Origin of the sequence: Actinomadura sp. NBRC 104412, assembly GCF_030269515.1 — a bacterium.
Taxonomy (GTDB): Bacteria; Actinomycetota; Actinomycetes; order Streptosporangiales; family Streptosporangiaceae; genus Spirillospora.
Window position 1 is genome coordinate 86,096 of record NZ_BSTM01000025.1, and the last position, 21,535, is coordinate 107,630.

A 21,535-nucleotide genomic window follows, 5' to 3' on the forward strand; every position below is an offset into this window, starting at 1 on the left:
ACGGGTCATGAAGGGCGGCGGTGGACGACGATGTCGCCGAAGCCGGTGCGGGCCCGCACCTCGACGCGCTGGTCCCCGGGATGAGGGTTGTCGACGGCTTGCAGCTCGCTTCGTACGGCGCCGTGCTTGGAGTCGGCGTCCAGCCAGGCGGCGGTGCCCTCGGCGATGCCGAGCTCCAGCTCGCCGAAGTTGGTCTCGAGATGGACCGTGCCGCGCGCGACCTCGCCGACGCGGATGCTGCCGTAGGCGGTCTTGGCCGCCACGGTGGCGAGGGCGCGGTCGATGGTGATGTCGCCGTTCGCCGTGGTCAGCCGCAGGTCGCCGCCCGCCTCGCCGACGGTGATGTCGCCGTTGGAGGTCTTGGCCACGACGCTGCCCTCGGCCGCGCCGATCCAGATCTTGCCGGTCGAGGTGGCCACGTCGGTGTGCTCGGACGAGCGCCCGACCGCGACGTTGCCCGTGGAGGTGCGCACCCTCGTTCCGGCGGCCCGGTCGAGCCGGACCGACCCGGCGGCGGTCCTGAACGTGGACCGGCCGAGGGCGCCCTCGCAGCGGATGTCGCCCGAGGCCGCGTTGACGTCGACGCGCGAGCCGGCGGGCAGCGCGATCGTCACGTCGGCCATCCCGGGTCGGCCGATCAGCGAGCGCAGCGTGTTCCGGGGCGCCCGCACCGACAGCCGGCCGGCCGCGTACTCGACCCGGATCTGCTCGGCGGCCTGGACGTCGGCGTCCCGCCCGGGGTCCTGGGGGATGACGTCGACGGTGGTGTCGGTGCGGTCGGCGGCGTTGATCACGAACCGGCCGGACCCGACCTCGATGTGCGCGTCGATCGGCTCGGGTGTCTCGAAGGTGGGCATGGCGGAATCTCCTGGTGGCGCCGGTGAGGTCGGAGTCGTGTGGTGAGGGGGTGGGCGGGTGCGGTCAGCGCACCCAGCCGGTGAAGCGGCGCCCGGACGGCGGGCCCTCACCGGTGGCGGGCCGGTCGTCCTCACTCCCGAGCGCGGCGGCCACGGCCCGGACGAGCCAGGCGTTGACCGACAGGCCCATCCGGCTCGCCGCCTCGTCGATGCGGGGCCGCAGGTGCTCGGGCAGGCGCAGCGTGATCCGCGAGGTGCCGCCGCCGCCGGCGTCGTCGGTGTCGGAGGTCGCGGGCGGCCGGACGCCCATCGTGACCTCCACGGCGCTGGCCAGCGCCTCCCTCAGGGTGGGCCGGGGCGGCTGCCCGGTGGACGGCTCCGCGGGCGGCGGCGTCACGACGAAGTCGACGTCCCGCCCGCGCAGTCGCACCTCGACCGAGCCGGGCGCGAGATCGCGGGTGATCTCGTCCGCGGCGGCCGACAGGGTTTCGAGCAGCATGAGCCGGACGGCCGATTCGAGCGGCGAGGCGAGCCGTTCGGCGAGCGCGCGGGCCTCGTCCCCGCCCGCCTCGGCGGCGATGGCGGCGGTGACGCCATGCCGGCCGGCGGCCTCGGCCGTCCCACGGTTAGGTGCGCCGTACGTTCCCGGCGCGCAGGAAGGGACGCTCACCGAAGCGCTCGGCCGCCATGGCGAGAAGGCCCGGGATGGTCGTCGGGCCGTCGGTCAACGCAGGACCCCGGCGTCGCGGAGCCTCCGGATCCGGTCCGGGGACAGCCCCGCGACCTCGCGCAACACCGCGTCGGTGTCGGCTCCCAGCAGCGGCGCGGTGGCGCGGATCCCGCCCGCGTTACGGCTCAGCCGGATCGGCGTGCCCTCGTGCAGGAACGCGCCCGCCACCGGATGCTCCGCGCGCACGTAGAAGCCGCGGGCGCGAAGCTGCGGGTCCTGCTCGACCAGGTCCTGGCCGTTCTGCACCGCGCCCGCGGGGATTCCGTGCTCCTGCAGCAGTTCGGCGGCGGCATCGGCGGGCATCGTACGTGCCCAGGTAGTCAGCGCCTCCTCGATCCCGTCCGTCCCGGCGGGATGGCCGATCACCGAGCACAGCGCCCGGCGCTCCTCCTCCGACCGGACGCTCACGGCCAGCCACCGGTCCGGCCCCAGGCACCGGTACACGCCGTGCGGGCTCCAGGACGGGTGGGAGTTGCCGCGCGGCTCGGGCGGGACGGGCGCGATCACGCTGGTGCCCATGTGCGCGGTCATGGCCTCAAGCTGGGACAGGTCGATGTGCTGGCCGCGTCCCGTCCGGTCCCGGTGCTCCAGCGCGGCGACGGTGGCGAGGGCGGCCTGCAACCCGGCCACGATGTCGCCGTGCCCGTAGATCACGCCGACCACGTCGTCGGCCGACCACCCGGTCAGCCCGGTCAGCCCGGAACTCGCCGAGACGGTGTCGGCGTAGGAGACCCACCCGCTGCGCGGCCCGGTGTGACCCATGCCCGACATGCTCACGTAGACGATGTCCTGTTTGAGCTCGCGGAGCGCCTCGTACCCGAGCCCCATCTTCCTCATCACCGTGGCGCTGTAGTTCTCCACGACGACGTCGCTGGCGGCGATGAGCTCGCGCAGCACCGCCAGGCCCTCCTCCGAGCGCAACGCGAGCGCGACACTGCGCTTGTTCCGGTTGACGTCGTTGAAGTAGCCGTTTCCGTTCCGGTCTGTATTTCCGTTCCGGTCTACGTGTGGCCCCCGGGACAGGTGCATGAACGGCGCGAACCGCGTGGGGTCGGGACGCGTCTCCGACTCCACCTTGATCACTTCGGCGCCGTGGTCGGCCAGGATCTTGGTGCAGTACGGCCCGGCCAGCACCCAGGTCAGGTCGAGCACCCGGACCCCGGTCAGAACGGGCGCGTCCGAACCCGCGCCGTCCGTGGCGGGGCGGACGGGTTCGCGGGGCTCGTCCAGCAGCGCCTGATCGGCGCCCCGCTCGGCCACGGTGAGGGACGCGACGCGCCGCCCCTCCGGGAAGGCGAACGGGAAGCCCAGATCGGTGCGTTCCCCGTGCGGTGTCCGTGCGCGCAGGAAGAAGCCACGGGCGCTGAGCTGGGGGTTGGCGGTCAGCTCGGCGGGGCGCTCGACCGCCGCCCACGGCAGCTTCCTGGCCTGCGCCGCCTCGGCGAAGGCGGCCTTGGGCCACTTGCCGACGAAGTCCTGGACGACCTCGAACACGTGCCGCTGGTGCCGCTTGCGTTCCACGGGGTCCTGCCAGCGCGGCTCGTCCAGGTCGGCCTGCGCGTTCTCCTCGCGCATCCAGGCCAGCAGCGCGTCCCACATGCGGGGGCTGCCGCCGAGCCCGCCGCCCAGGTAGCCGTCCGCGGCGCGGAACAGGGCGTGCGGCACCAGCGGGTGCTCCCGTCCCGGCCGCGGCGGCACGCGGTCCTCGTGCAGGTACGCCAGCGTGCCCGCCTCCAGGCTCGCGGCCACGCACTCCTGCGCGGAGACGTCGATGAGCTGGCCGCCGCCGCTCCGCCGCGCCCGCAGGCCCAGCAGGACGGCGATCGCGGCGTTCACGCCCGCGAGCTGCTCGGCCTGGTTCTCCGGGAGCGAGAGCGGCGGCCCGTCGGGATCGCCGACCTGCGCCAGCATGCCGCCGAGCGCCGCCACCACCAGGTCGGTGCCCTGCCAGGAGCCGCGCGGGCCGTCGCACCCGAACGGCGTCACCCGGACGTGGACCAGGTGATCGGGCGCCGGGGCGCCGTCCGGGGTGCCGTCGAGCAGCACGTCGGCGGTCTCCAGCAGCCGCCGCAGCCCGGCCTCGTCGCCCTCCTCCAGGACGACCGACCGCTTGCCCCCGTGCCAGTGCGCGAACGACCAGCCGTCCAGCTCCTCCCGCGTGGGGTCGCCGCCCGGCGGCTCGACCAGCACCACCTCGTGCCCGAGCCCCACCAGCAGTCTGCCCGCGAAACGCGTGAACGGGCTGGGCAGCTCGACGACCCGTACCACCGGCTCCGCCATCTCAGTGCTCCTGGTTCAGGAAGCCGGTCACGACGCTGTAGTAGTCATAGGGGCGTTCCTCCTGGAGATGGTGTGAGGCCCGGTCCATGACGTGCAGGTTGCCCTTCGGCATCATGCGGGCCAGCATCAGCGGGTAGTCGGGGGTGAGGAACGCGTCGTACATGCCCCACATGAACAGGGTCGGCGCCTGGATCGTCCCGAGCCGGTCGCCCAGCTCCTGCCATTCGCCGCGCGGGTCGTCGGACGCCGCGGCCAGGGCCATCTCGCCGGGATCGATGCTCTGCTCGTAGCGCATCGTCACGGTCTCGTCGGGGATGGCGCTCTCGTCGTACCACTCCAGCCGGGCCATCAGATCGCGCATCTTCTCCCAGGACGGCCCCGTGCCGCCGAAGTACACGTCCCGGGCCTTGCGCCCGCGGTGGCCGCGTTCGGGCAGCGGCGCCAGCGGGCCGTGCCACACCGGCTGGCTGCCCGTGACGACCAGTGAGCGCACCCGATCGGGGTAGAGGGCGGCCAGGTTGAGCGCGATCGTCCCGCCCCAGGAGTTGCACACGAAGTCGGCCCGGTCCAGGCCCAGCGTGTCCATCAGCGCGACCGTCTTGGCGGCGTGGAAGTCCCACATCGGGCCCTTGATCACGCACTTCTCGGACTTGCCGTACTGCAGGATGTCCACCAGGAAGACGCGGCGGTCGGCGGCGAACAGCGGGGCCACCTGCCCGAAGTCGGACCAGCCCGTGCAGCCGGGCCCGCCCCCGTGCAGGAAGATCGTGGGGCTGCCCTGCCCCAGCTCGATGTAGTGGTAGGTGACACCGTCCGCCTTCGCGTAGGCGCCCTCCGGCGCCGGCCGAATCCGCATGAGGTCCATGATCCCGAATCGTGGTCGCGGGACCGGACGGCGGTCGAGCGCGCCGGTCCGCTGAGCGGGCCGCCGCCGTGGCCTGCTCGAACACGCGGTCCTACGCTGCCGGGTGAGAGAGGGAGGAAGCTCATGACGGTCGTAGACGAGGATCTGGCGAACATTCCGGCACCCCCCGTCTTCGCGACGACGGCGGAGGAACGCGAGCACCGCAAGCGGCGGGTCGCCGCGGGGTACCGGGTGCTGGCCCGCTTCGGCCTGGACGAGGGGATCGCCGGGCACATCACCTGCCGTGACCCCGAGCTCACCGACCATTTCTGGACGGCGCCGTTCGGCCGCTACTTCGGCCGCGTCCTGCCGCGGGATCTGATCCTGGTGAACGACGAGGGCAAGGTCGTGGAGGGTGAGGGACGGCTCAACCGGGCCGCGTTCGCCATCCACTCCGAGGTGCACAAGGCCCGGCCCGACGTCGTCGGGGCCGTGCACGCGCACGGCCTGCACGGCAAGACGTTCTCGTCCCTGCACACGACGCTGGCGCCGCTCACCCAGGACGCCTGCGCCTTCTACGGGTCGCACTCCTTCCACGAGGACTACTCCGGCGTGGTGTTCGACCCCGAGGAGGGGCGGCGCATCGCGGCCTCGCTCGGCGACGGCAAGGCGGTCATCCTCGCCAACCACGGCCACCTCACGGTGGGGCGGACGGTGGACTCGGCGATCTGGTGGTTCGTCACGATGGAGCGGTCCTTCCAGTCCGAGCTGATGGCCCGCGCCGCCGGCGACCCGGTGCCGCTGGACGAGGAGACCGCGCGGCTGACCGCCGAGCAGGTGGGCGGGGAGGACGTCGGCTGGTTCGCCTTCCAGCCCATCTGGGAGCGGATCGTCTCCGAGCAGCCGGACCTTCTCGCAGAGTGACCGGCGGCCCTCTGGAACTGGCGGAGAAGCGGGCCCGGGCCGAGCTCGGCCGCGTGGAGCGCCGGTCGCTCGGCACGGTGAGCGCCGACGCCGCGGCCGAGTTCGCGCGGGCGGCGGGCGAGACCTCCCCGCGGCTGGTCGACCCGGCCCATCCCGCGTTCACCGTCCACCCGATGTACCTGGTCAGCCTGCTGCGCGGGGCGCCGGGCGCCGACCCGGAGGAGTACCGCCCGGACGGCATGTACCGGGACGAGGTCCCCGGCACCGATGGACTGGACGTGCGGCTGATGGCGGGCGGGCAGGACGTGCGCTTCCTCGGTAAGGCGCGTCCCGGTGAACGTATCGAGGTGCGCCGCGTCCTGGAATCCGTCGAACGCAAGGGGAAGGGCGCGGGCTTCCTGCTGCTCACGGTCGTCAAGACCTACGCCTCGGAGCGCGGCCCGCTGATCGAGGTCACGGAGAGGTTCATCGTCCGATGAGAACAGAGGTCCCGCCGGTGGAGTACGTCCCGGACGAGATCACCTTGCTCCGGTTCGGGTCGGTGACCCGCAACGCCCATCGCATCCACTACGACACCGCGTTCGCCCGCTCGGAGGGGCTGGACGGCCCGGTCGTCATGGCGCAGTTGCACGGCTGCCTGTTCCATCGGGCCGCCGCGGCCTACGCGGGCGAGACCGGAGAGGTGCTCTCGGTCGGCTGGCAGAACCGGGCGCCCGCCTATGCCGGTGACCGCCTCGTCGTCTCCGGCGTGGTCGAATCCGTCGACGAGGAGACCGGCCACATCACCCTGGCCCTGGAGGAACACCGCTTCCCGGACGGCGAAGGCCCCGGCACGCTCTGCTGCCGGGGCCACGCCGTGGTCGCCGTTCAGTCCTCGGACGCTCGGTCGTCGAAGTAGAGCGCCACCTTGCCGATCGCCTCTCCGGTGCGGAGCCGCTCGGCGGCCTCCGCGAGCCGTTCGGCCGGGTACCGCTCGATCGGCAGGGTCAGCTCGCCGGCCGACAGCTCCGTCAGCAGCCGGGCGGCGTCCTCCGCGACCTCCTCGCCGCGCCTGATCAGGTTGACCGGCAGGAGCGACACGTCGGCCAGCAGGAAGTCCGCGAGGTCGGCGCGGAAGTCGCGGCCGGCCGTGTAGCCGACCAGCGCGACCCGGCCGCCGCCCCGCACCTGCCCGAGCATGGCGGTCAGCACCGGCCCGCCCACCGTGTCGATCACGGCGTCGAAGGGGTCCACGGACGACTCCGCCAGCTCGGAGGCCAGGATCGCCTTGGCCGAGGCCGGGACGTGCGGCAGCTTGGACTCCCGGCCGACGACGCCGACGACCTCCGCCCCGGCGCGCGCCGCGAGCTGCACGGCCAGAGTTCCGACCGCGCCCGCCGCGCCCGTCACCGCGACCCGCTCCCCGGGCCGCACCGCGGCGACCGAGTGGACCGCGAGCTGCGCCGTTCCGGCGGGGGAGAAGAAGCAGCACGCCAGGGCCGGGTCGATCCCCTCGGGGACGGGCACGACCGCCGAATCGCGCACCACGGTGTGCTCGGCCCAGCCGCCGTCCCGCTTCAGCCCGGCGCCGCCGCCGCGGAACCGCACCGGCAGTCCCTCGGGATGGACGTCGGACTCCACGACGACACCGGCCGCCTCCGTGCCGGGCACCGAGGGCAGGTCCGGCAGGATGCCGAACCGGCCCTCCACCACGTTGAGGTCGAGATGCCCGACCTGCGCCGCCCGCACCCGGATCAGGGTGTGACCCGGCGGCCGGTCCGGCACGGGCCGCTCCACCAGGCGCGGCAGCTCACCGAACCTCTTCAGGACCAGCGCCCTGCTCATCCGTCCACCGGCGGGTTCGCTCACACCTTCACCTCGTAACGCTTCAGGACGCGGGCCGCCACGATCCGCAGCACCCGGTCGAAGACGAACCCCAGGATTCCCAGCACGATGATGCCGACGAACACCCAGTCGATGCGGCCGTAGTTCCGGGAGGTCCAGATCAGCGCGCCCAGCCCCACCTGCGCGGCGACGATCTCCGCCGACACGATGGTCAGGAAGCTGTTGCCCATCGCCAGTCGGGCGCCGGTGACGATGTGCGGCACCGTCGAGGGCAGCACCACGTTCCGCATGATCTGCCAGCGGTTCGCGCCGAGGCTGGCCGCCGCGCGCAGCTTGGACTCGTTCACCGACAGCACGCCCGCGATGGTGTTGAGCGTGACGATGAAGACGGCGGTGTAGAAGATCAGCACCACCTTGGACGACTCGCCGATCCCCAGCCACACCACGGCCAGCGTGACGAACGCGACCGGGGGGATGAAGCGGAAGAACTCGATGTAGGGGTCCAGCAGCCGCCGGATGATGGGGACCTGCCCCATCAACAGGCCCACCGGCACCCCGACCACCAGGCCCAGGCCCCAGCCGATCAGGATCCGGCGGCTGGAGGCGATCACCGAGTTGCCCAGCGTGCCGTCGGCCGCCAGCTCGCGCGCCGCCGACAGGGTCTGGCCGGGCGAGGCCACCAGCGCCGAGCCGTACCGCATGGCCAGTAACTGCCACACCGCGATGCCCGCGGCGATCGACACCACGAACATGCCGAGCGAGCGCAGCCGTCCCGCCACCGCGCCCGGCCGCCGCGGTTCCTCGACGGACGGGGTGGCGGCGGCGTCCGCCGAGACGACGGTCATCGTTCCTCCCCTGGCTCGTCCGCCGGAGCCTCCCGCGGATCGTCCACGCCCTGCTCGCGCAGGGCCTTGCGCACCTCTTCGCCGATGTCGCGGCGCAGCGCCGCGCGCAGCTCGATCGCCTCGGGCGCCGTGTCGTCGCGGGGACGGGGCAGGTCCACCGGGTACACGCTCTTGATCGTGGCGCCGGGGCCCGCGGTCATCACCGCGACCCGGTCGCCCAGCACGATCGCCTCGTCGATGTCGTGGGTGACGAACACGACCGTGCAGCCGGACGCCCGCCAGATGCGCGCCATCTCCTCCTGCATGACCTGCCGGGTCTGGGCGTCCAGCGCGCCGAACGGCTCGTCCATCAGGACGACGCTCGGCTCGTTGGCCAGCACCCGCGCGATCTGCACGCGCTGCCGCATGCCGCCCGAGAGCTGGCCGGGGAACCGGTCGGCGCAGTGCCGCAGCCCGACCAGGCCCAGGTACTCCTCGGCGATCGCGTTCTGCTCGGCCCGCGACCGGCCCCGCATGCGCGGGCCGAACGCCACGTTCTGGCGCACGGTCATCCAGTCGAACAGCGCCTCGCTGCTCTGGAACACCATGCCGCGGCCGGGGTCGGGGCCGGTGACGGCCTCGCCGTCCACGGTGAGACGGCCCCGCCGCACCGGGACGAATCCGGCCAGCGCCGACAGCAGCGTGGACTTGCCGCAGCCGCTCGGGCCGAGCAGGCACAGGAACTCCCCGGCCTCGATGTCCAGCGAGATGTCCTGGACGGCGAGGAAGGACCCGAAGCCGATGGCCACGCCGGAGACGGACACCGCCGCCCCGTGCGCGGCCCCGCCCCCGCCCCCCGCCGGGGCGGCCCCGCTCGCGGGGGCCTCATCCGGCGGAGGGCGGCGACCGGTGTCGATGGCCTTGGTCATCCCGTTCCTTTCGCTTTCGCGGTCACCCATCCCTGGAGCACGGCCGCGTTCAGGTTGGGCGTGGCCTTGACCTTGCCGGTGCTGACGTACCAGGCGGCGGTGCTCTCGTAGCCCTTCATATCGGCGGGCGTGATGTCGCGCACCTTGAAGTCGATCTCACGGACCGCCGTCATGGTCTGCTCGGGCGGCACCTTGGCGGCCTTCTGCGTCGCCTCGGCCGCCGCGTTCGGGTCGGACTCCACCAGCGCGGTCGCCTCCTGCAGGACCTGGGCGACCTTGGCGGCCGTGCCCTCGTTGGCGCTCAGCCACTTCTGGCCGGTGATGAGCCAGTGCTGGTACTTCAGCCCGTAGGCGCCGGTGGACTCCAGGACCTTGCCGCCCAGCTTGACGCCGTTGGCGGGCCACGGCTCCCACAGCGTGTAGGCGTCCACCTCGCCCTTCTGCAGCAGGGCGGGGATCTCCGGCGGGTCGGCGGTGACGAACTTGACCGACTTCACGTCGATCTTCTTGGACTCCAGGTACTTGGTCATGGCCAGCTCGGACAGGCCGGGCACGATCGCGACCTTCTTGATCTCGGACGGCGAGCCCGTCTTCGGGCCGGCGACCACCTTCAGGTACTGCCCGGACTCCTGGTAGACCAGCAGCGCCCGCAGCGACGGGTTCTGCTGGAGCTGGGCGATGGTGGTGGTGTCGGAGCTGCCGGCCATCTGGACCTGGCCGCCGGCGATCGCGTCCACGGCCTCGCCGCCCCGGCCGAACTGGACCACCTCGACGTTCAGGCCGTGCTTACGCCACAGCCCCTTGGAGTCGGCGACGAAGAACGGCGCGTACGCCGCGTCGATCCCGACGGCGATACGGATCTTGGGACCGGTGGCTGCGGGGCCGCCGGAGTCGGTGGTGGCGCCGCCACACGCCGAGAGCGTGAACAGCGCGACTATGAGCGAGAGCGCGCCCGCGAGGCGCCATCTCGTGGCCCGTGCGTCCATGAGACCTCATAAGTTGGTGATGAGCTGCCGGATTGGGGGAGAGTAGGCCCGCGTTCGGCACAGGCGCATGGCCGGGGGTCCGCTGAGCGGGACGTACGGCCCCTGATCAGTGGCGGTGATCACTGGACCCGGTCAGTGGGCATGGCCAGTGGGCTTGATCAGTGGGCATGGTCAGTGGGCCAGGTAGCCGCCGTCGACCGCGAGGACGGTCCCGGTGATGAAGCCGGACGCCGGTGAGGCGAGCAGCAGCAGCGCCCCGGCCAGCTCGCGCGGCTCGCCCCAGCGGGCCAGCGGCACCTCGCGTTCCACGAACGCCCTGGCCACGGGGTCGTCACGGGAGCCGGCGTTCATCTCGGTCAGGATCGGGCCCGGCATCAGGCAGTTGGCGGTCACGCCGGTGCCCGCCAGTTCCAGCGCCAGCGCCTTGGTGAGCTGGACGACCGCGCCCTTGGACGCGGCGTAGGCGGCGCGCGCCGGGGCCCCGACCGCCCCGAGGACCGAGCCCAGCGTGACGATCCGTCCGGATCCGGCCTCCGTCATGACGCGGGCGGCGGCGCGGCAGGCGTACCAGGTGCCGTACACGTTCGTAGCGAAGCAGGCGTGCAGGTCCCCGGTCGGCAGCTCGGCCACCGTGCCGCGGGCCAGCCTGCCGGCGCTGGTCACCAGGACGTCCAGGCGGCCCCACCGCCGCACGACCTCGGCGACGGCCGCGTCCACCTGGGACTCCTCGGTGACGTCGCAGCCCAGGCCGAGCGCGGTGCCACCGCGTTCCGCCAGTTTCGCGGCGGCCTCGCGGGCCCGCGCGGCGTCGCGCGACAGGACCGCGACCTTCGCGCCCGCGGCCAGCAGCGTGCGGGCCGCCTCGGCGCCGATGCCGGACGTGCCGCCGGTGACCAGGGCGGTCCGGCCGGTCAGGGAGAACGCGTCGATGGTCTCGTCCATTCACGGACCCTGACACGCCTCCACCGGTCCGCGGGCCGGTCGCGGTCTGCTGAGTGAGACGAGTCCATAGGCGAACGGGCCGGTCGGGACGGATGCTCGGGGCGCACGGCTCGAAACAGGGTTCGGTGAGCAGGAGGACTTTCAGATGACGGGTGGGGAATCCCTCGATCCCAAGGCCGCGCCCCGGGCGCGACGCCCGGTCGGGGCACCGGGGCGCCAGGACTGGTCGTCGTGGCCCCACTACGAGGCGGCGGCCGAGGGCTTCCGCGGCTACTGGTATCCGGTGACCTGGTCGAGCCATATCACCGGGAAACCCCGTTCGTACACGATCTGCGGCGACAAGATCGTGCTCGTCCGGGACGCGGGGAAGGCGTACGCGCTGCACGACCGCTGCCCGCACCGGGGGGTGCCGCTGTCGGAGGGCGACCAGCAGTTCCCCGGCACGATCAGCTGCCCCTACCACGGCTGGACGTTCGACCTGGCCAGCGGGCGGCTCGCCGCGGTGATCACCGATGGCCCCGACTCGCGGATCTGCGGGAAGGTCGGCGTGCGGACCTATTCCGTCGAGGAGCGCCTCGGCATGGTGTGGGTGTACATCCCGGTCGCCGACGAGAAGCCGCACCCGATCGACGAGCAGCTTCCCGAGGAGCTGGTCGAGAACCCGTTCGTGATGGGCGGGCGGATCGACCCCCGGCGCGGCAACTGGCGGTTCGCCTGCGAGAACGGCTTCGACGAGGGTCACGCCAAGTACCTGCACAGAACCTCGCTGTGGCGGCTGTTCAAGCCGATGCCCACCTGGAACGTGACACGGATCGTCCCCCAGGGCCGCTGGATCTACCGGGTGCAGGAGGAGGTGCACTGGGAGGCCGACTTCCCGGGCGTGGGGCGCTGGACCAACAAGCGCTGGTGGAAGATGTCGCCGCCCAAGGAGACCTTCAACATCGGCAACACCGGCAAGCCGAAGCGCGTGGACCCCACGATCGAGGCGCAGAAGTTCCCCGGCTTCGCGTCCCTGTCGATGCCGGGCGTGCTCCGCATCGCCTACCCCAACTTCATCCACTACGAGTTCTACGTCCCGGTGGACTCGGACAACCACCGCTATGTCGGGGTGATGGTCAACTTCACCGAGGGCTGGCACACCCTCCGCTTCTACGCCAAGTACCTGGGGGCCATCCGCTGGCTGTTCCACGGCCAGTTCTCCGCCCAGGACGCCTGGATGGTCGATGTCACCGACGCCCCGCCCGAGAAGCTCTACCGCCCCGACGTCTCGCTGACCGCCTGGCGCGCGCTGAGCCAGGAGGAGTACGCCAAGAAGCTCGCCGACTGCGGCGTCGCCCCCGCTCCCAAGCCGAAGAAGAGCTAGGAAGAGGTAGAAAGAGGTGCAGATCGTGAAGCGCATCCTGCCCGCGATGATCGCCGGTGCCGTGCTGGCCGTGGCGATCCCGGCGGTGTGGCGCTGGATCGCCCGGACCAGTGACACGCAGGTCCACAGGATCGGTCAATGACCGACGGGCTGGCGGGGCTGGACGACCGCAGGCGCGGCTGGGTCGAGTCGGCGTGGCGGCACGTCACCCCCGGCCGGCTGCGCGAGCTGGTCGGCGGCCTGGTGGACGTGCCGAGCCCGACGGGCGACGAGGGTCCGCTGGCCGCGCATATCGCCGCCACCCTGGACGCGGCGGGCTGCCCGGCCCGGGTGCAGCCGCTGGACGACCGGCAGGCCAACGCCTGGGCGCGGCTGGACGGCGACGGCACCGGCCCCGACCTGATGCTGTACGCGCCGATCGACACCCTGACCGTGGGGGAGGAGGGCGAGGACGTCCCCTGGATCGGGTCCGAGCTGCGTCCCGACATGCGTCCCCGCGCGGTGGTGGACGGCGACCTGGTGGTGGGCCTGGGCGCGTCCAACCCCAAGGGGCACGCCGCGTGCGTGATGATGGCGGCCGAGGCGATCGCGCGGGCCGGGATCCCGCTGACCGGCGACCTGATCGCCGCGTTCGGCGCCGGCGGCATGCCCACCAACGCCCGCCCGTCCGGGGCGCGGCGCAACACCGGGCAGGGCGCGGGCTGCTCGTTCCTGCTGGAGCAGGGGGTGTGGGCCGACTACGCCGTGATCGCCAAGCCGGGCTGGACGGTCTCCTGGGACGAGGTCGGGCTCGTCTGGTTCGAGGTCACGGTGCGCGGCACCCACACCTACGTGGGGTCGCGGCACCGGCTGCCGTACGGCAACGCCATCGCGCGGGCCGGGCTGGTCGCGCAGCGCCTGGAGGAGTGGTTCGCCGAGTACGCCGAGCGGCACACCGAGGGGACGGTGGCGCCGCAGGGCATCGTGGCGTCGATCCGCGGCGGCTGGCCGCGGATGGCGGCGGTGACCCCCGCCGCCTGCGTGCTGCGGGTGGACCTGCGGATCGGCCCGGGGACGTCGCCGATGGCGGCCAAGCGGGAGTTCATGGCCGCGCTCGACGCGATCCGCGCCGGCACCCCCGGCCTGGACGTGGACGCCGAGATGATCCTGGCCATCCCCGGCACCGCGTCGGATCCGGACGGCTGGGTGTGCCGCAGTGCCGTCGCCGCCTGGGAGGCGTTCGAGGGACGCCCGCACGAGGTGATCCGCGGCAACAGCGGCGCCACCGACGCCAACATCCTGCGGAACCGGGGCGTGCCCACGGTGCGGATCGGCATGCCGAAGATCACCGAGGCGCCGCGCGAGATCGACTTCCCGTTCGGCATGAACGCCGTGGACGTCCGCGAGATGGAGCGGCTCACCCGCCTCCTGGTCCGCACGGCCATCGACACCGTCACCCGCACCCGTGACGAGGTGGCCGCCCATGCCGCATCGGCCGAAGGAGCCCGCGTATGACCGAGATCGTGCTGGGCGTGGGGGCCTCCCACTCCACGCTGATGAACACCCACTGGGAGGAGACCGTCCACAAGGACCGGGCGGAGCGGTTCAGGGACGCGCTGTACGCGGCGCGCGACGAGATCGCCAAGGCCCGCCCCGACACGGTGATCGTGGTGGGCTCCAACCACTTCCGGGGGTTCTGGCTGGACCTGATCCCGAGCTTCACCATCGGGGTCGGGGAGTGCCTGGCCAGCGGGGAGTCCGGGACGCCCAAGGGGCCGCAACCGGTGGACGTGCCGCTGGCGCAGCACATCGCGGACGCGCTGGTGGAGGGCGGCCGGTTCGACGTGGCCTTCTCCGCCCGGCTCCAGATCGACCACGGCCAGTCGCACGCGATCCAGTACCTGCTGGACGGGCTGGACGTGGAGATCGTCCCGCTGGTGGTGAACGTGTTCGCGCACCCGCTGCCGACCCTCGAACGCTGCGAGCGCCTCGGCCGCGCCATCCGCGAGGCGGTGCTGGCGTTCCCCGGCGGGCGCAGGGTCGCGGTGATCGGGTCCGGGGGGCTCTCGCACCGCCTGCCCTGGCCGGACTGGCGCGACCCGCACGGCGACGACGAGGAGTTCATGGTCGGCGCCTGGCTGAACGGCCGCGACAACTGGCAGGACTACGACGCCAGGCGGCGGCAGATCATCCGTGCCGCCGAGGCCGCGATCAACCCCGAGTTCGACGAGGAGTTCCTCGGCCTGCTGGAGCGCGGCGAGGCCGCCGGGCTCACCGCGCACACCACGCAGAGCCTGGAGGAGATCGCCGGCAACGGCGCCCAGGAGCTGCGCACCTGGCTGCTCATGGCGGCCCTGCTCGACCACGTACCCGGACGGCGGCTGTCGTACGAGGTCATCCCCGAGTGGCTGACCGGTATGGCCGTGGCCGTCCTCGACCCCGCCACCAGTTGAACCCGAAAGGCGACGCATGAGCATCTGGACCGAACTGGTCGACGTCGACTACCGCCACGCCTACGTGGACGCGGGCGGAGTGCGCACCCGCGCTCTCCAGGCCGGGCCGGAGGACGGCGAGCATGTGATCTTCCTGCACGGCACGACCGGGCACTTGGAGGCGTTCGTCCGTAACATCCCCTCGCATGCCGAGCGCTACCGGTGTCACGCCATCGACATGCTGGGCCACGGCTACACCGGCAAGCCCGACCGTCCCGGCGAGATCCCCGCCTATGTCGAGCACCTGTGGGCCTACATGGACGCCGTCGGCGCGGAGCGGGCGCATCTGGTGGGCGAGTCGCTGGGCGGCTGGGTGGCGTCGTGGGCGGCCAGTGAGCAGCCCGACCGCGTCATCTCGCTGCAACTGCTCTGCATGGGCGGCACGAAGATCAACCCGCAGGTGATGGAGCGGCTGAAGACCACCACCCGGGCCGCGGTCGAGCAGGAGGACCCGTCCTTCACCAAGGAGCGGCTGCGGCTGCTGTGGGCGAACTGGGACGAGCAACTCGGGGACGAGATAGCCGACGTCCGGTTCGACATCTACCACCGTCCCGACTTCAAGGCGAACCTGCACAACCTGCTGGCCCTTCAGGAGGTGGAGGCGCGCGAGCGCAACCTGCTCCGCCCGGAGCGGATGGCGACGATCAAGGCGCCGACGCTGGTGGTCTGGGGCAACAAGAACCCGCTGGGCGGCGTCCCCGAGGCGGAGGCGATCGCGGCGGCGATCCCGGGGGCGAGGCTGGAGGTGTTCAACGACTGCGGCCACTGGCCCCAGCACGAGAGGCCCGAGCTGTACAACCCTTTGAGCCTCGCCTTCCTGGCCGAAGCCTCATGATCCGCTTCGGGTACGCCGACACCTCGCGGGGCCAGGTCCACTACGCCGAGTGCGGCGACGGCCCGCCGGTGGTGCTGCTCCACCAGACGCCCCGCTCCTGGGACGAGTACCGCGAGGTGCTGCCGCTGCTGGGCCGTACCCATCGGGCGATCGCGATGGACACCATCGGCTTCGGCGCCTCCGCGCCGCTGGCCGACCACTCGATCGAGACCTACGCGGCCACCGTCGTGGAGTTCCTCGACGCGCTGGGCCTGGCGGCGACCGCCCTGGTCGGCCACCACACCGGCGGTGTGGTGGCCGTCGAGGTGGCGGCCCGCGCCCCGGAGCGGATCTCCGCCCTGGTGCTCTCGTCCACCCCGTACGTGGACGCCGACGCGCGCAAGGCCCGCGAGAACCGGCCGGCCATCGACGCGGTCGAGCCCGACCCCGACGGGAGGCACCTGACCGAGCTGTGGGGCCGGAGACAGCCGTACTACCCGCCCGGACGGCCCGATCTGCTCACCCGATTCGTTCGTGACGCGCTGGTCCTCGGCGACGACGTGGAGAAGGGGCACGAGGCCGTCGCGCGGTACCGGATGGAGGACAGGATCGGCCTCGTCCGCTGCCGGACGCTGTGCCTGGGCGCCTCCGCGGACCCTTTCGTGTTCTCTGACCTGCGGATATTGTCATCACAACTTAACAGGGCGACCGTAGCGGTGATCGAGGGCGGCATGGTTCCTTTGATGGAACAGCGTTCCCCTGAGGTCTGCGATCTGATCGTGAGGTTCCTGTCTTGACCGTCGTATCGATCGACCACGCCCGTACGACCCGGGCCTCGGCGCCGCGGCGGGGCCTGGGTCCCGACCCGATGAACTCCGTCCTGGGCAAGGCCCAGTTGATCATCGAGGCGTTCACCGCCGAGGACGCCAGCCTGTCGCTGGCCGATCTGGTCCGGCGCACCGGCGTCGCCAAGGCGACCGTGCACCGGCTCGCGCAGGAGCTGGTGGAGTGGGGACTGCTCGAACGGGACGGCTGCGACTACCGGCTCGGCCTGCGGCTGTTCGAGATCGGGCAGCGGGTGCACCGGCAGCGGATCCTGCGCGAGGTCGCCCAGCCGTACATGGAGGACCTGCTGCTGGCCACGCAGGAGACCATCCACTTCGCCATCCATGACGGCCTGGAGGTCCTGTACCTGGAGAAGATCCTGGCGCATCGTGGGCTGAGCGAGCAGTCCCGCGTGGCGGGGCGGCTTCCGCTGTACTGCACCGCCACCGGCAAGGTGATCCTGGCCTTCGGGCCCGCCTCCCTGTTCGCCGATGTCGTGCGCAACGGCCTGAAGCCCCTCACCCGGCACACCATCACCTCGCCCGCCCGGCTGCGCGCCCAGCTCGACCGCGTGCGCGTGGAGCGGATGGCGATCGAGGCGGAGGAGACCAGGCTCGGGTACATGAGCACGGCCGTTCCGGTGTTCGGCCGCGGATCGACCCTGGTCGGCGCGCTGTCGATCACCGGGCCGACATACCGGATGGACCCGGCCAAGCTGTCGGGCGCGCTCCGCACGGCGGGCATGGGCATCACCCGCTCGCTCCGCCAGGTCCTGTGAGGGGCGCGGACGGGGTGCCGGGTCCGCGGGCTACTCCGTGACGGCGCCGCCGCCCCACAGCGGAGGGCGGCGCGAGCCGAGATCCACACTGATGATCTTGGCGGTGCTGTAGCGGGCCAGCATCCGCTCGCCGAACTCGTGCCCAGGGGTGGGTCCCGCGGCGGTGTCGGACGGGAACCCGGCCGGACGGTCGAACCACCGGTTGATCCAGACGATCCCGGCGTCCAGCTCGCGCGCGATGCGGTGCCCCCGGGCGAGGTCGGCCGTCCACACTCCGGCGGCGCGCCCGGAGGCCGCCGCGTTGACCCGCTCCACGGCCGCCCACTCGTCCTCGAAGGACTCGATCACGGCGACGGGGCCGGGCGGCGGCGGCCCGGCGACCTCGCCGCCGTCCGGGCGGGCCAGCAGGGTCGGCGCGTGGAAGAACCCTCCGGCCAGGGCGGGCGGCAGCCCGGAGGGCTCACCGCCCGCCACCAGCCGGGCCCCCGCGTCCAGCGCCCGCCGGATGGCGCCGCGCACCTCCTCCCGGCGTTCCGCCGAGATCATCGGTCCCATCTCGGTGGACAGCTCAAGGGGGTCGCCCAGCACGACGGCCCCGGCCGTCGCCGCCAGCCGCCCGGCGAACTCCTCGCGCACCGACTCGTGCACGATCATCCGGGACGGCGTCCCGCCCGCCTCGCCGCCCGCCGTGCACATCCCCGTCAGCGCGTCGATGACGGCCGCGTCCAGGTCGGCGTCCTCGAACACCACCATCGCGCCGCCGGTCCGGCCGGCCCGCGACGTGCGGGGACGCCCGATCCGCAGTGTGCCGGGGTGCGCGTCCAGGGACGCCCCGACGCGCTCGTCCACGCCCGTCACCACGTTCAGGACGCCGGACGGCAGCAGGTCCTCGACGGCGCGGGCGAACTCCAGCACGGTCGCCGACGCCCGTCCCGCGGGATGCACCACCATCGTGTTCCCCGCGGCGAGCGCGGGCGCGATCTGCTCGGCGAGCGCCACCAGTGGCGCGTTCCACGGCACCCGGACGGTGAGCACGCCGAGCGGCGACCGCACCGTGTACGCCATGCCGTGCGGGTCCTCGACCGGCACCTGCTCGCCCTTGACGCCCCTGGCCAGCCCCGAGAACAGGCGCAGCGCCGCGACGCAGGCCGGGACGTCGGAGAAGTAGGACTCCCGGACCGGCCGGCCCCCCTCGGTCGCCAGCAGCACCGCCCACCGGTCCGGGTCGGCCTCGATCCGGTCGGCCATCCGCCACAGCGCCTCCTGGCGCGTCGCCAGGCTCGACCGGCGCCAGCCGGTGAACGCCTTGCGCGCCGCCGCCACCGCGTCCTCGACCTGTTCCGGCCCCGCCTCGGGAAGCTCGGCCCAGGCCGTTCCCACGGTCGGGTCCACGGCCTCGAACGCCGCGCGTGCGTTCACCCACTCGCCCGCGACGAACAGCCGGTACGGTCCGTCCGGGCGGTATGCCCGCCGGTCCTCCCCGGCCGCGTCCCAGGACTCAGGCACCCGGCACCGCCGGCGGTGTGTCGAGGAGCGGTCTCACGTTCACGGTGGGAACTCTTCCAGCCCGGTCCGCCGCGATTAAGCGGGGCGTCCTGCTCACCGGAACGATCTAGGTCTTCGCCGTGTATCCCTTTCCGTGCAGAATCGCCCCATGTGGACGCAGATGGTGGCCGCTGCCGGGGTGCTCGCCGTGCTGACCGTTCTCCCGGGGCCCGACATGGCGGTCGTGACGCAGCGCGCGATCGCCCGGGGGAGGTCCGACGCGCTGTGGGCGACGGCGGGCATCGTGTCCGGCCTGCTGATGTGGGGGCTGTGCGCCATCGCCGGGCTCGCCGCCGTCCTGGCGGCCTCGGCGGAGGCGTACCTCGTCGTCAAGCTCCTGGGAGCGGGCTACCTGGTCTTCCTGGGCGTGCGGGCACTGTGGGACAACCGCCGCGGTTCCGTACCGACTGAGGAGTCCCGGGCGGGCGGCGCCGGCGGCGCCTACTGGACGGGGCTGGTCACCAACGCGCTCAACCCCAAGATCGCGGTGTTCTACGTCGGCCTGCTGCCGGCCCTGGTTCCCGACGGCCTGCCGGTCGCGCTGGGCATGGCGCTGCTGGTCCTGCTGCACGCGGCGCTGTCGGTGGCCTGGCTGGCCGGGTATGCCGGCGTGCTGGCCAGGGCACGGTCGCTGTTCGAGCGGCCCGGGGTCCGCCGCGCTCTGGGACGGGCGACCGGCGTGGCGCTGATCGGATTCGGCGTGCGCGTGGCGGCCGACACGCACTGATCCGGCCGATCCGGCCCAGGTCGGTCCGGTACGGGTGCGTCCCGGGCGGCGGTTATTCCGGTCATTCGGGTCATCGGGGCTGGAATGATGGCCGCATGATCTCAATCGAGGGCCTCGCCAAGCACTTCGGCCCGGTCCGCGCCGTGGACGGGCTGAGCTTCACGGCCCGTCCCGGAATGGTCACGGGCTTCCTCGGCCCCAACGGCGCGGGGAAGACGACGACGCTGCGCATGCTGCTCGGCCTGGTGAAGCCGACCGCCGGACGCGCGCTGATCAACGGCCGCCCCTACGCCATGCTGGAACGTCCAGCCGCCGAGGTCGGCGCCGCGCTGGAGGCGACCGGGTTCCATCCCGGCCGCAGCGCCCGCGACCATCTGCGCATCTCGTGCGCGGCCTCCGGGATCCCCGAGTCCCGGGTGCCGGAGGTGCTGGAGCTGACCGGGCTGACCGGCGACGCCGACCGCAGGGTGGCCGGGTACTCGCTCGGCATGCGGCAGCGGCTGTCCCTGGCCAACGCCGTCCTCGGCGAGCCGAAGGTGCTCATCCTGGACGAGCCCGCCAACGGCCTCGACCCTGCGGGCGTGCACTGGCTGCGCTCGCTGCTCCGCCATCTCGCCGAGGCCGGCTGCACCATCCTGGTCTCCAGCCACGTGCTGCCCGAGGTCGAGCAGACCGCCGACCATGTCGTGATCGTCGCCCACGGCCGGCTGGTGCGGGACGCGCCGCTGGCCGAGCTGATCGGCACCGGCGCCGAGCTGCGGGTCCGCACCCGGCAGGTCGCGGAGCTGGCCGCCGCGCTGGAGAACGCCGGAGGCCGGGTCAGGCGCGAGGACGACCGGCTGTGGGTGACCGGGCTCGAACCCGAGGAGGTCGGCAAGGCCGCCCTGCACGTGGAGGCCGTGCTGACCGAGCTCGTCCAGGAGCGGTCGGGACTGGAGAAGATCTTCCTTGAGCTGACCATGGCGGAGCTGAGCGCGCACGCCGACGCCCCGGGCGCCCCCGGCGTGCCGGACGGGACGCCGCGGCCCGACGAGGCCGACCGGCCCGAGGAGGCCGCCGCCGTCCCCGGACAGGAGGACCGGACATGATCAGGTTGATCGGCGCCGAGCTGCTGAAGATCCGCTCGACCCGGATGTGGCTGGGCATGCTGGCGCTCAGCCTGGGCTTCAGCCTGATGAGCGTGGCCGTGTACATCGCGTTCGCCGGGATGGAGGTGAACGGGGAGCAGGGCATCGGTCCCGTCACCGATCCCGACACCGTGCGCGCCCTCTACGCCAGCTCCAGCGCGGGCGTCCTGTTCATGATGATCCTCGGCATCATGGGGATCACCGGGGAGTACCGCCACCAGACCATCACCGGGACGTTCCTGCTCACCCCCAGGCGCGGCCGGCTGCTGGTGGCCAAGCTGATCTCCTACTTCCTGTTCGGCGCGGCCTTCGGGCTGGCGACGGTGCTGGTCACCGCCGTGGTGGCCGTCATCGCGCTGGCGATCAGGGGCGGCCCCACCAACCCGCTGGAACACGACGTCCCGCTGATCCTGGGCGGCGCGGTGCTGGCCATGGCGCTGTACTCGCTGGTGGGACTGGGGCTGGGCGCGCTCATCCGCAACCAGATCGCGGCGATCATCGTGGCGGTCGGCTGGGTGCAGCTCGTGGAGGGCATCCTCACCGTCGCGCTGCCGGAGGTCGGGCAGTGGCTGCCGGCCGGGGCGGTGCGCGCGGTCACGCTCACCTCGTCCGCGTTCGGCGGCTCCGGCACGCTCGACACCCTGCCCGCCTGGGGCGGTGCGCTGCTGCTCCTCGCCTACGGCCTGGCGTTCGCGGCGATCGCGATGGTCACGACCGTCCGCCGCGACATCACCTGAGCGTCGAC

The 21,535-nt window shown here is 72.7% G+C and carries 22 protein-coding genes; 12 read left to right on the top strand and 10 right to left on the bottom strand.

Annotated features, from left to right (window positions below; genetic code table 11):
* Nucleotides 1–5: 5 nt before the first annotated feature.
* From QSK21_RS26720 to QSK21_RS26735, 4 genes are all read right to left on the bottom strand, one after another.
* On the bottom strand, nucleotides 6–857 hold the full coding sequence (locus QSK21_RS26720) for a DUF4097 family beta strand repeat-containing protein (protein WP_285699885.1): 852 nt from the start codon (nucleotides 855–857) through the stop codon (nucleotides 6–8).
* A gap of 64 nt (nucleotides 858–921) precedes the next feature.
* Nucleotides 922–1,527 carry a hypothetical protein gene (locus QSK21_RS26725; RefSeq protein WP_352231324.1) on the bottom strand — a complete coding sequence of 202 codons (606 nt, stop codon included), beginning with the start codon at nucleotides 1,525–1,527 and terminating at the stop codon, nucleotides 922–924.
* 54 nt (nucleotides 1,528–1,581) lie between these two features.
* Complete coding sequence (locus QSK21_RS26730) at nucleotides 1,582–3,867, bottom strand: CaiB/BaiF CoA-transferase family protein (RefSeq protein ID WP_285699886.1); 2,286 nt, start codon at nucleotides 3,865–3,867, stop codon at nucleotides 1,582–1,584.
* 1 nt (nucleotide 3,868) lies between these two features.
* Nucleotides 3,869–4,723 carry an alpha/beta fold hydrolase gene (locus tag QSK21_RS26735; protein WP_285699888.1) on the bottom strand — a complete coding sequence of 285 codons (855 nt, stop codon included), beginning with the start codon at nucleotides 4,721–4,723 and terminating at the stop codon, nucleotides 3,869–3,871.
* 132 nt (nucleotides 4,724–4,855) lie between these two features.
* Here QSK21_RS26735 and QSK21_RS26740 point away from each other — a divergent pair, with 132 nt between their 5' ends.
* From QSK21_RS26740 to QSK21_RS26750, 3 genes are read left to right on the top strand one after another with little or no spacing between them, the layout of a single operon-like run.
* Nucleotides 4,856–5,635, top strand: a complete 780-nt coding sequence (locus QSK21_RS26740; RefSeq protein ID WP_285699889.1) for a class II aldolase/adducin family protein — start codon at nucleotides 4,856–4,858, stop codon at nucleotides 5,633–5,635.
* Nucleotides 5,632–6,114 carry an FAS1-like dehydratase domain-containing protein gene (locus QSK21_RS26745; protein ID WP_285699890.1) on the top strand — a complete coding sequence of 161 codons (483 nt, stop codon included), beginning with the start codon at nucleotides 5,632–5,634 and terminating at the stop codon, nucleotides 6,112–6,114. The genes QSK21_RS26740 and QSK21_RS26745 overlap by 4 nt, the downstream gene beginning before the upstream one ends.
* Nucleotides 6,111–6,533, top strand: a complete 423-nt coding sequence (locus QSK21_RS26750; protein WP_285699892.1) for a hotdog family protein — start codon at nucleotides 6,111–6,113, stop codon at nucleotides 6,531–6,533. Before QSK21_RS26745 ends, QSK21_RS26750 begins: the two co-directional genes overlap by 4 nt.
* On the opposite strand, the gene QSK21_RS26755 is transcribed toward QSK21_RS26750, so the two are convergent.
* From QSK21_RS26755 to QSK21_RS26775, 5 genes are all read right to left on the bottom strand, one after another.
* Nucleotides 6,503–7,483 (bottom strand): quinone oxidoreductase family protein, encoded by a 981-nt coding sequence (locus tag QSK21_RS26755; protein ID WP_285699894.1) that lies wholly within the window; start codon nucleotides 7,481–7,483, stop codon nucleotides 6,503–6,505. The genes QSK21_RS26750 and QSK21_RS26755 overlap by 31 nt on opposite strands.
* Nucleotides 7,480–8,304 carry an ABC transporter permease gene (locus tag QSK21_RS26760; protein ID WP_285699895.1) on the bottom strand — a complete coding sequence of 275 codons (825 nt, stop codon included), beginning with the start codon at nucleotides 8,302–8,304 and terminating at the stop codon, nucleotides 7,480–7,482. Before QSK21_RS26760 ends, QSK21_RS26755 begins: the two co-directional genes overlap by 4 nt.
* Entirely contained in the window at nucleotides 8,301–9,212 is a 912-nt protein-coding gene (locus tag QSK21_RS26765; RefSeq protein ID WP_285699896.1) for an ABC transporter ATP-binding protein, read from the bottom strand. The genes QSK21_RS26760 and QSK21_RS26765 overlap by 4 nt, the downstream gene beginning before the upstream one ends.
* The gene (locus tag QSK21_RS26770; RefSeq protein WP_285699897.1) at nucleotides 9,209–10,198 is read right to left on the bottom strand and encodes an ABC transporter substrate-binding protein; all 990 of its coding nucleotides are present in this window, start codon (nucleotides 10,196–10,198) and stop codon (nucleotides 9,209–9,211) included. Before QSK21_RS26770 ends, QSK21_RS26765 begins: the two co-directional genes overlap by 4 nt.
* 171 nt (nucleotides 10,199–10,369) lie before the next feature.
* Entirely contained in the window at nucleotides 10,370–11,140 is a 771-nt protein-coding gene (locus tag QSK21_RS26775) for an SDR family NAD(P)-dependent oxidoreductase (protein WP_285699899.1), read from the bottom strand.
* 145 nt (nucleotides 11,141–11,285) lie between these two features.
* Between QSK21_RS26775 and QSK21_RS26780 the strand changes: the two genes are divergently transcribed.
* The 6 genes from QSK21_RS26780 to QSK21_RS26805 all read left to right on the top strand — a co-directional run bounded on the left by QSK21_RS26780 (nucleotide 11,286) and on the right by QSK21_RS26805 (nucleotide 17,391).
* Nucleotides 11,286–12,503 (top strand): aromatic ring-hydroxylating oxygenase subunit alpha, encoded by a 1,218-nt coding sequence (locus QSK21_RS26780; RefSeq protein ID WP_285699901.1) that lies wholly within the window; start codon nucleotides 11,286–11,288, stop codon nucleotides 12,501–12,503.
* A gap of 138 nt (nucleotides 12,504–12,641) precedes the next feature.
* Nucleotides 12,642–13,997 carry a M20 family metallopeptidase gene (locus tag QSK21_RS26785; protein ID WP_285699902.1) on the top strand — a complete coding sequence of 452 codons (1,356 nt, stop codon included), beginning with the start codon at nucleotides 12,642–12,644 and terminating at the stop codon, nucleotides 13,995–13,997.
* Nucleotides 13,994–14,935 carry a DODA-type extradiol aromatic ring-opening family dioxygenase gene (locus QSK21_RS26790; protein WP_285699904.1) on the top strand — a complete coding sequence of 314 codons (942 nt, stop codon included), beginning with the start codon at nucleotides 13,994–13,996 and terminating at the stop codon, nucleotides 14,933–14,935. The genes QSK21_RS26785 and QSK21_RS26790 overlap by 4 nt, the downstream gene beginning before the upstream one ends.
* Before the next feature lie 16 nt (nucleotides 14,936–14,951).
* Entirely contained in the window at nucleotides 14,952–15,809 is an 858-nt protein-coding gene (locus QSK21_RS26795) for an alpha/beta fold hydrolase (RefSeq protein ID WP_285699906.1), read from the top strand.
* Nucleotides 15,806–16,585 carry an alpha/beta fold hydrolase gene (locus tag QSK21_RS26800; protein ID WP_285699907.1) on the top strand — a complete coding sequence of 260 codons (780 nt, stop codon included), beginning with the start codon at nucleotides 15,806–15,808 and terminating at the stop codon, nucleotides 16,583–16,585. The genes QSK21_RS26795 and QSK21_RS26800 overlap by 4 nt, the downstream gene beginning before the upstream one ends.
* Nucleotides 16,582–17,391, top strand: coding sequence for an IclR family transcriptional regulator (locus QSK21_RS26805; RefSeq protein WP_285699908.1), 810 nt, complete (start codon nucleotides 16,582–16,584; stop codon nucleotides 17,389–17,391). The genes QSK21_RS26800 and QSK21_RS26805 overlap by 4 nt, the downstream gene beginning before the upstream one ends.
* Before the next feature lie 30 nt (nucleotides 17,392–17,421).
* Here QSK21_RS26805 and QSK21_RS26810 read toward each other — a convergent pair whose 3' ends face one another.
* Complete coding sequence (locus QSK21_RS26810; RefSeq protein WP_285699909.1) at nucleotides 17,422–18,897, bottom strand: aldehyde dehydrogenase family protein; 1,476 nt, start codon at nucleotides 18,895–18,897, stop codon at nucleotides 17,422–17,424.
* A gap of 148 nt (nucleotides 18,898–19,045) precedes the next feature.
* Here QSK21_RS26810 and QSK21_RS26815 point away from each other — a divergent pair, with 148 nt between their 5' ends.
* The 3 genes from QSK21_RS26815 to QSK21_RS26825 all read left to right on the top strand — a co-directional run bounded on the left by QSK21_RS26815 (nucleotide 19,046) and on the right by QSK21_RS26825 (nucleotide 21,527).
* Nucleotides 19,046–19,663, top strand: coding sequence for a LysE family translocator (locus tag QSK21_RS26815; RefSeq protein ID WP_285699910.1), 618 nt, complete (start codon nucleotides 19,046–19,048; stop codon nucleotides 19,661–19,663).
* Between the two features lie 95 nt (nucleotides 19,664–19,758).
* The gene (locus QSK21_RS26820) at nucleotides 19,759–20,751 is read left to right on the top strand and encodes an ABC transporter ATP-binding protein (RefSeq protein WP_285699912.1); all 993 of its coding nucleotides are present in this window, start codon (nucleotides 19,759–19,761) and stop codon (nucleotides 20,749–20,751) included.
* On the top strand, nucleotides 20,748–21,527 hold the full coding sequence (locus QSK21_RS26825; RefSeq protein WP_285699913.1) for an ABC transporter permease: 780 nt from the start codon (nucleotides 20,748–20,750) through the stop codon (nucleotides 21,525–21,527). The genes QSK21_RS26820 and QSK21_RS26825 overlap by 4 nt, the downstream gene beginning before the upstream one ends.
* Nucleotides 21,528–21,535: the final 8 nt, after the last annotated feature.

Excerpts from the sequence above, each read along its gene's own strand:
- QSK21_RS26720 (WP_285699885.1), bottom strand. The coding sequence starts at position 857 with ATGCCCACCTTCGAGACACCCGAGCCGATCGACGCGCACATCGAGGTC.
- QSK21_RS26795 (WP_285699906.1), top strand. The coding sequence starts at position 14,952 with ATGAGCATCTGGACCGAACTGGTCGACGTCGACTACCGCCACGCCTAC.
- QSK21_RS26790 (WP_285699904.1), top strand. The coding sequence starts at position 13,994 with ATGACCGAGATCGTGCTGGGCGTGGGGGCCTCCCACTCCACGCTGATG.
- QSK21_RS26740 (WP_285699889.1), top strand. The coding sequence starts at position 4,856 with ATGACGGTCGTAGACGAGGATCTGGCGAACATTCCGGCACCCCCCGTC.
- QSK21_RS26730 (WP_285699886.1), bottom strand. The coding sequence starts at position 3,867 with ATGGCGGAGCCGGTGGTACGGGTCGTCGAGCTGCCCAGCCCGTTCACG.
- QSK21_RS26735 (WP_285699888.1), bottom strand. The coding sequence starts at position 4,723 with ATGCGGATTCGGCCGGCGCCGGAGGGCGCCTACGCGAAGGCGGACGGT.
- QSK21_RS26815 (WP_285699910.1), top strand. The coding sequence starts at position 19,046 with ATGTGGACGCAGATGGTGGCCGCTGCCGGGGTGCTCGCCGTGCTGACC.
- QSK21_RS26775 (WP_285699899.1), bottom strand. The coding sequence starts at position 11,140 with ATGGACGAGACCATCGACGCGTTCTCCCTGACCGGCCGGACCGCCCTG.
- QSK21_RS26770 (WP_285699897.1), bottom strand. The coding sequence starts at position 10,198 with ATGGACGCACGGGCCACGAGATGGCGCCTCGCGGGCGCGCTCTCGCTC.
- QSK21_RS26800 (WP_285699907.1), top strand. The coding sequence starts at position 15,806 with ATGATCCGCTTCGGGTACGCCGACACCTCGCGGGGCCAGGTCCACTAC.
- QSK21_RS26820 (WP_285699912.1), top strand. The coding sequence starts at position 19,759 with ATGATCTCAATCGAGGGCCTCGCCAAGCACTTCGGCCCGGTCCGCGCC.
- QSK21_RS26825 (WP_285699913.1), top strand. The coding sequence starts at position 20,748 with ATGATCAGGTTGATCGGCGCCGAGCTGCTGAAGATCCGCTCGACCCGG.
- QSK21_RS26765 (WP_285699896.1), bottom strand. The coding sequence starts at position 9,212 with ATGACCAAGGCCATCGACACCGGTCGCCGCCCTCCGCCGGATGAGGCC.
- QSK21_RS26785 (WP_285699902.1), top strand. The coding sequence starts at position 12,642 with ATGACCGACGGGCTGGCGGGGCTGGACGACCGCAGGCGCGGCTGGGTC.
- QSK21_RS26780 (WP_285699901.1), top strand. The coding sequence starts at position 11,286 with ATGACGGGTGGGGAATCCCTCGATCCCAAGGCCGCGCCCCGGGCGCGA.
- QSK21_RS26750 (WP_285699892.1), top strand. The coding sequence starts at position 6,111 with ATGAGAACAGAGGTCCCGCCGGTGGAGTACGTCCCGGACGAGATCACC.
- QSK21_RS26760 (WP_285699895.1), bottom strand. The coding sequence starts at position 8,304 with ATGACCGTCGTCTCGGCGGACGCCGCCGCCACCCCGTCCGTCGAGGAA.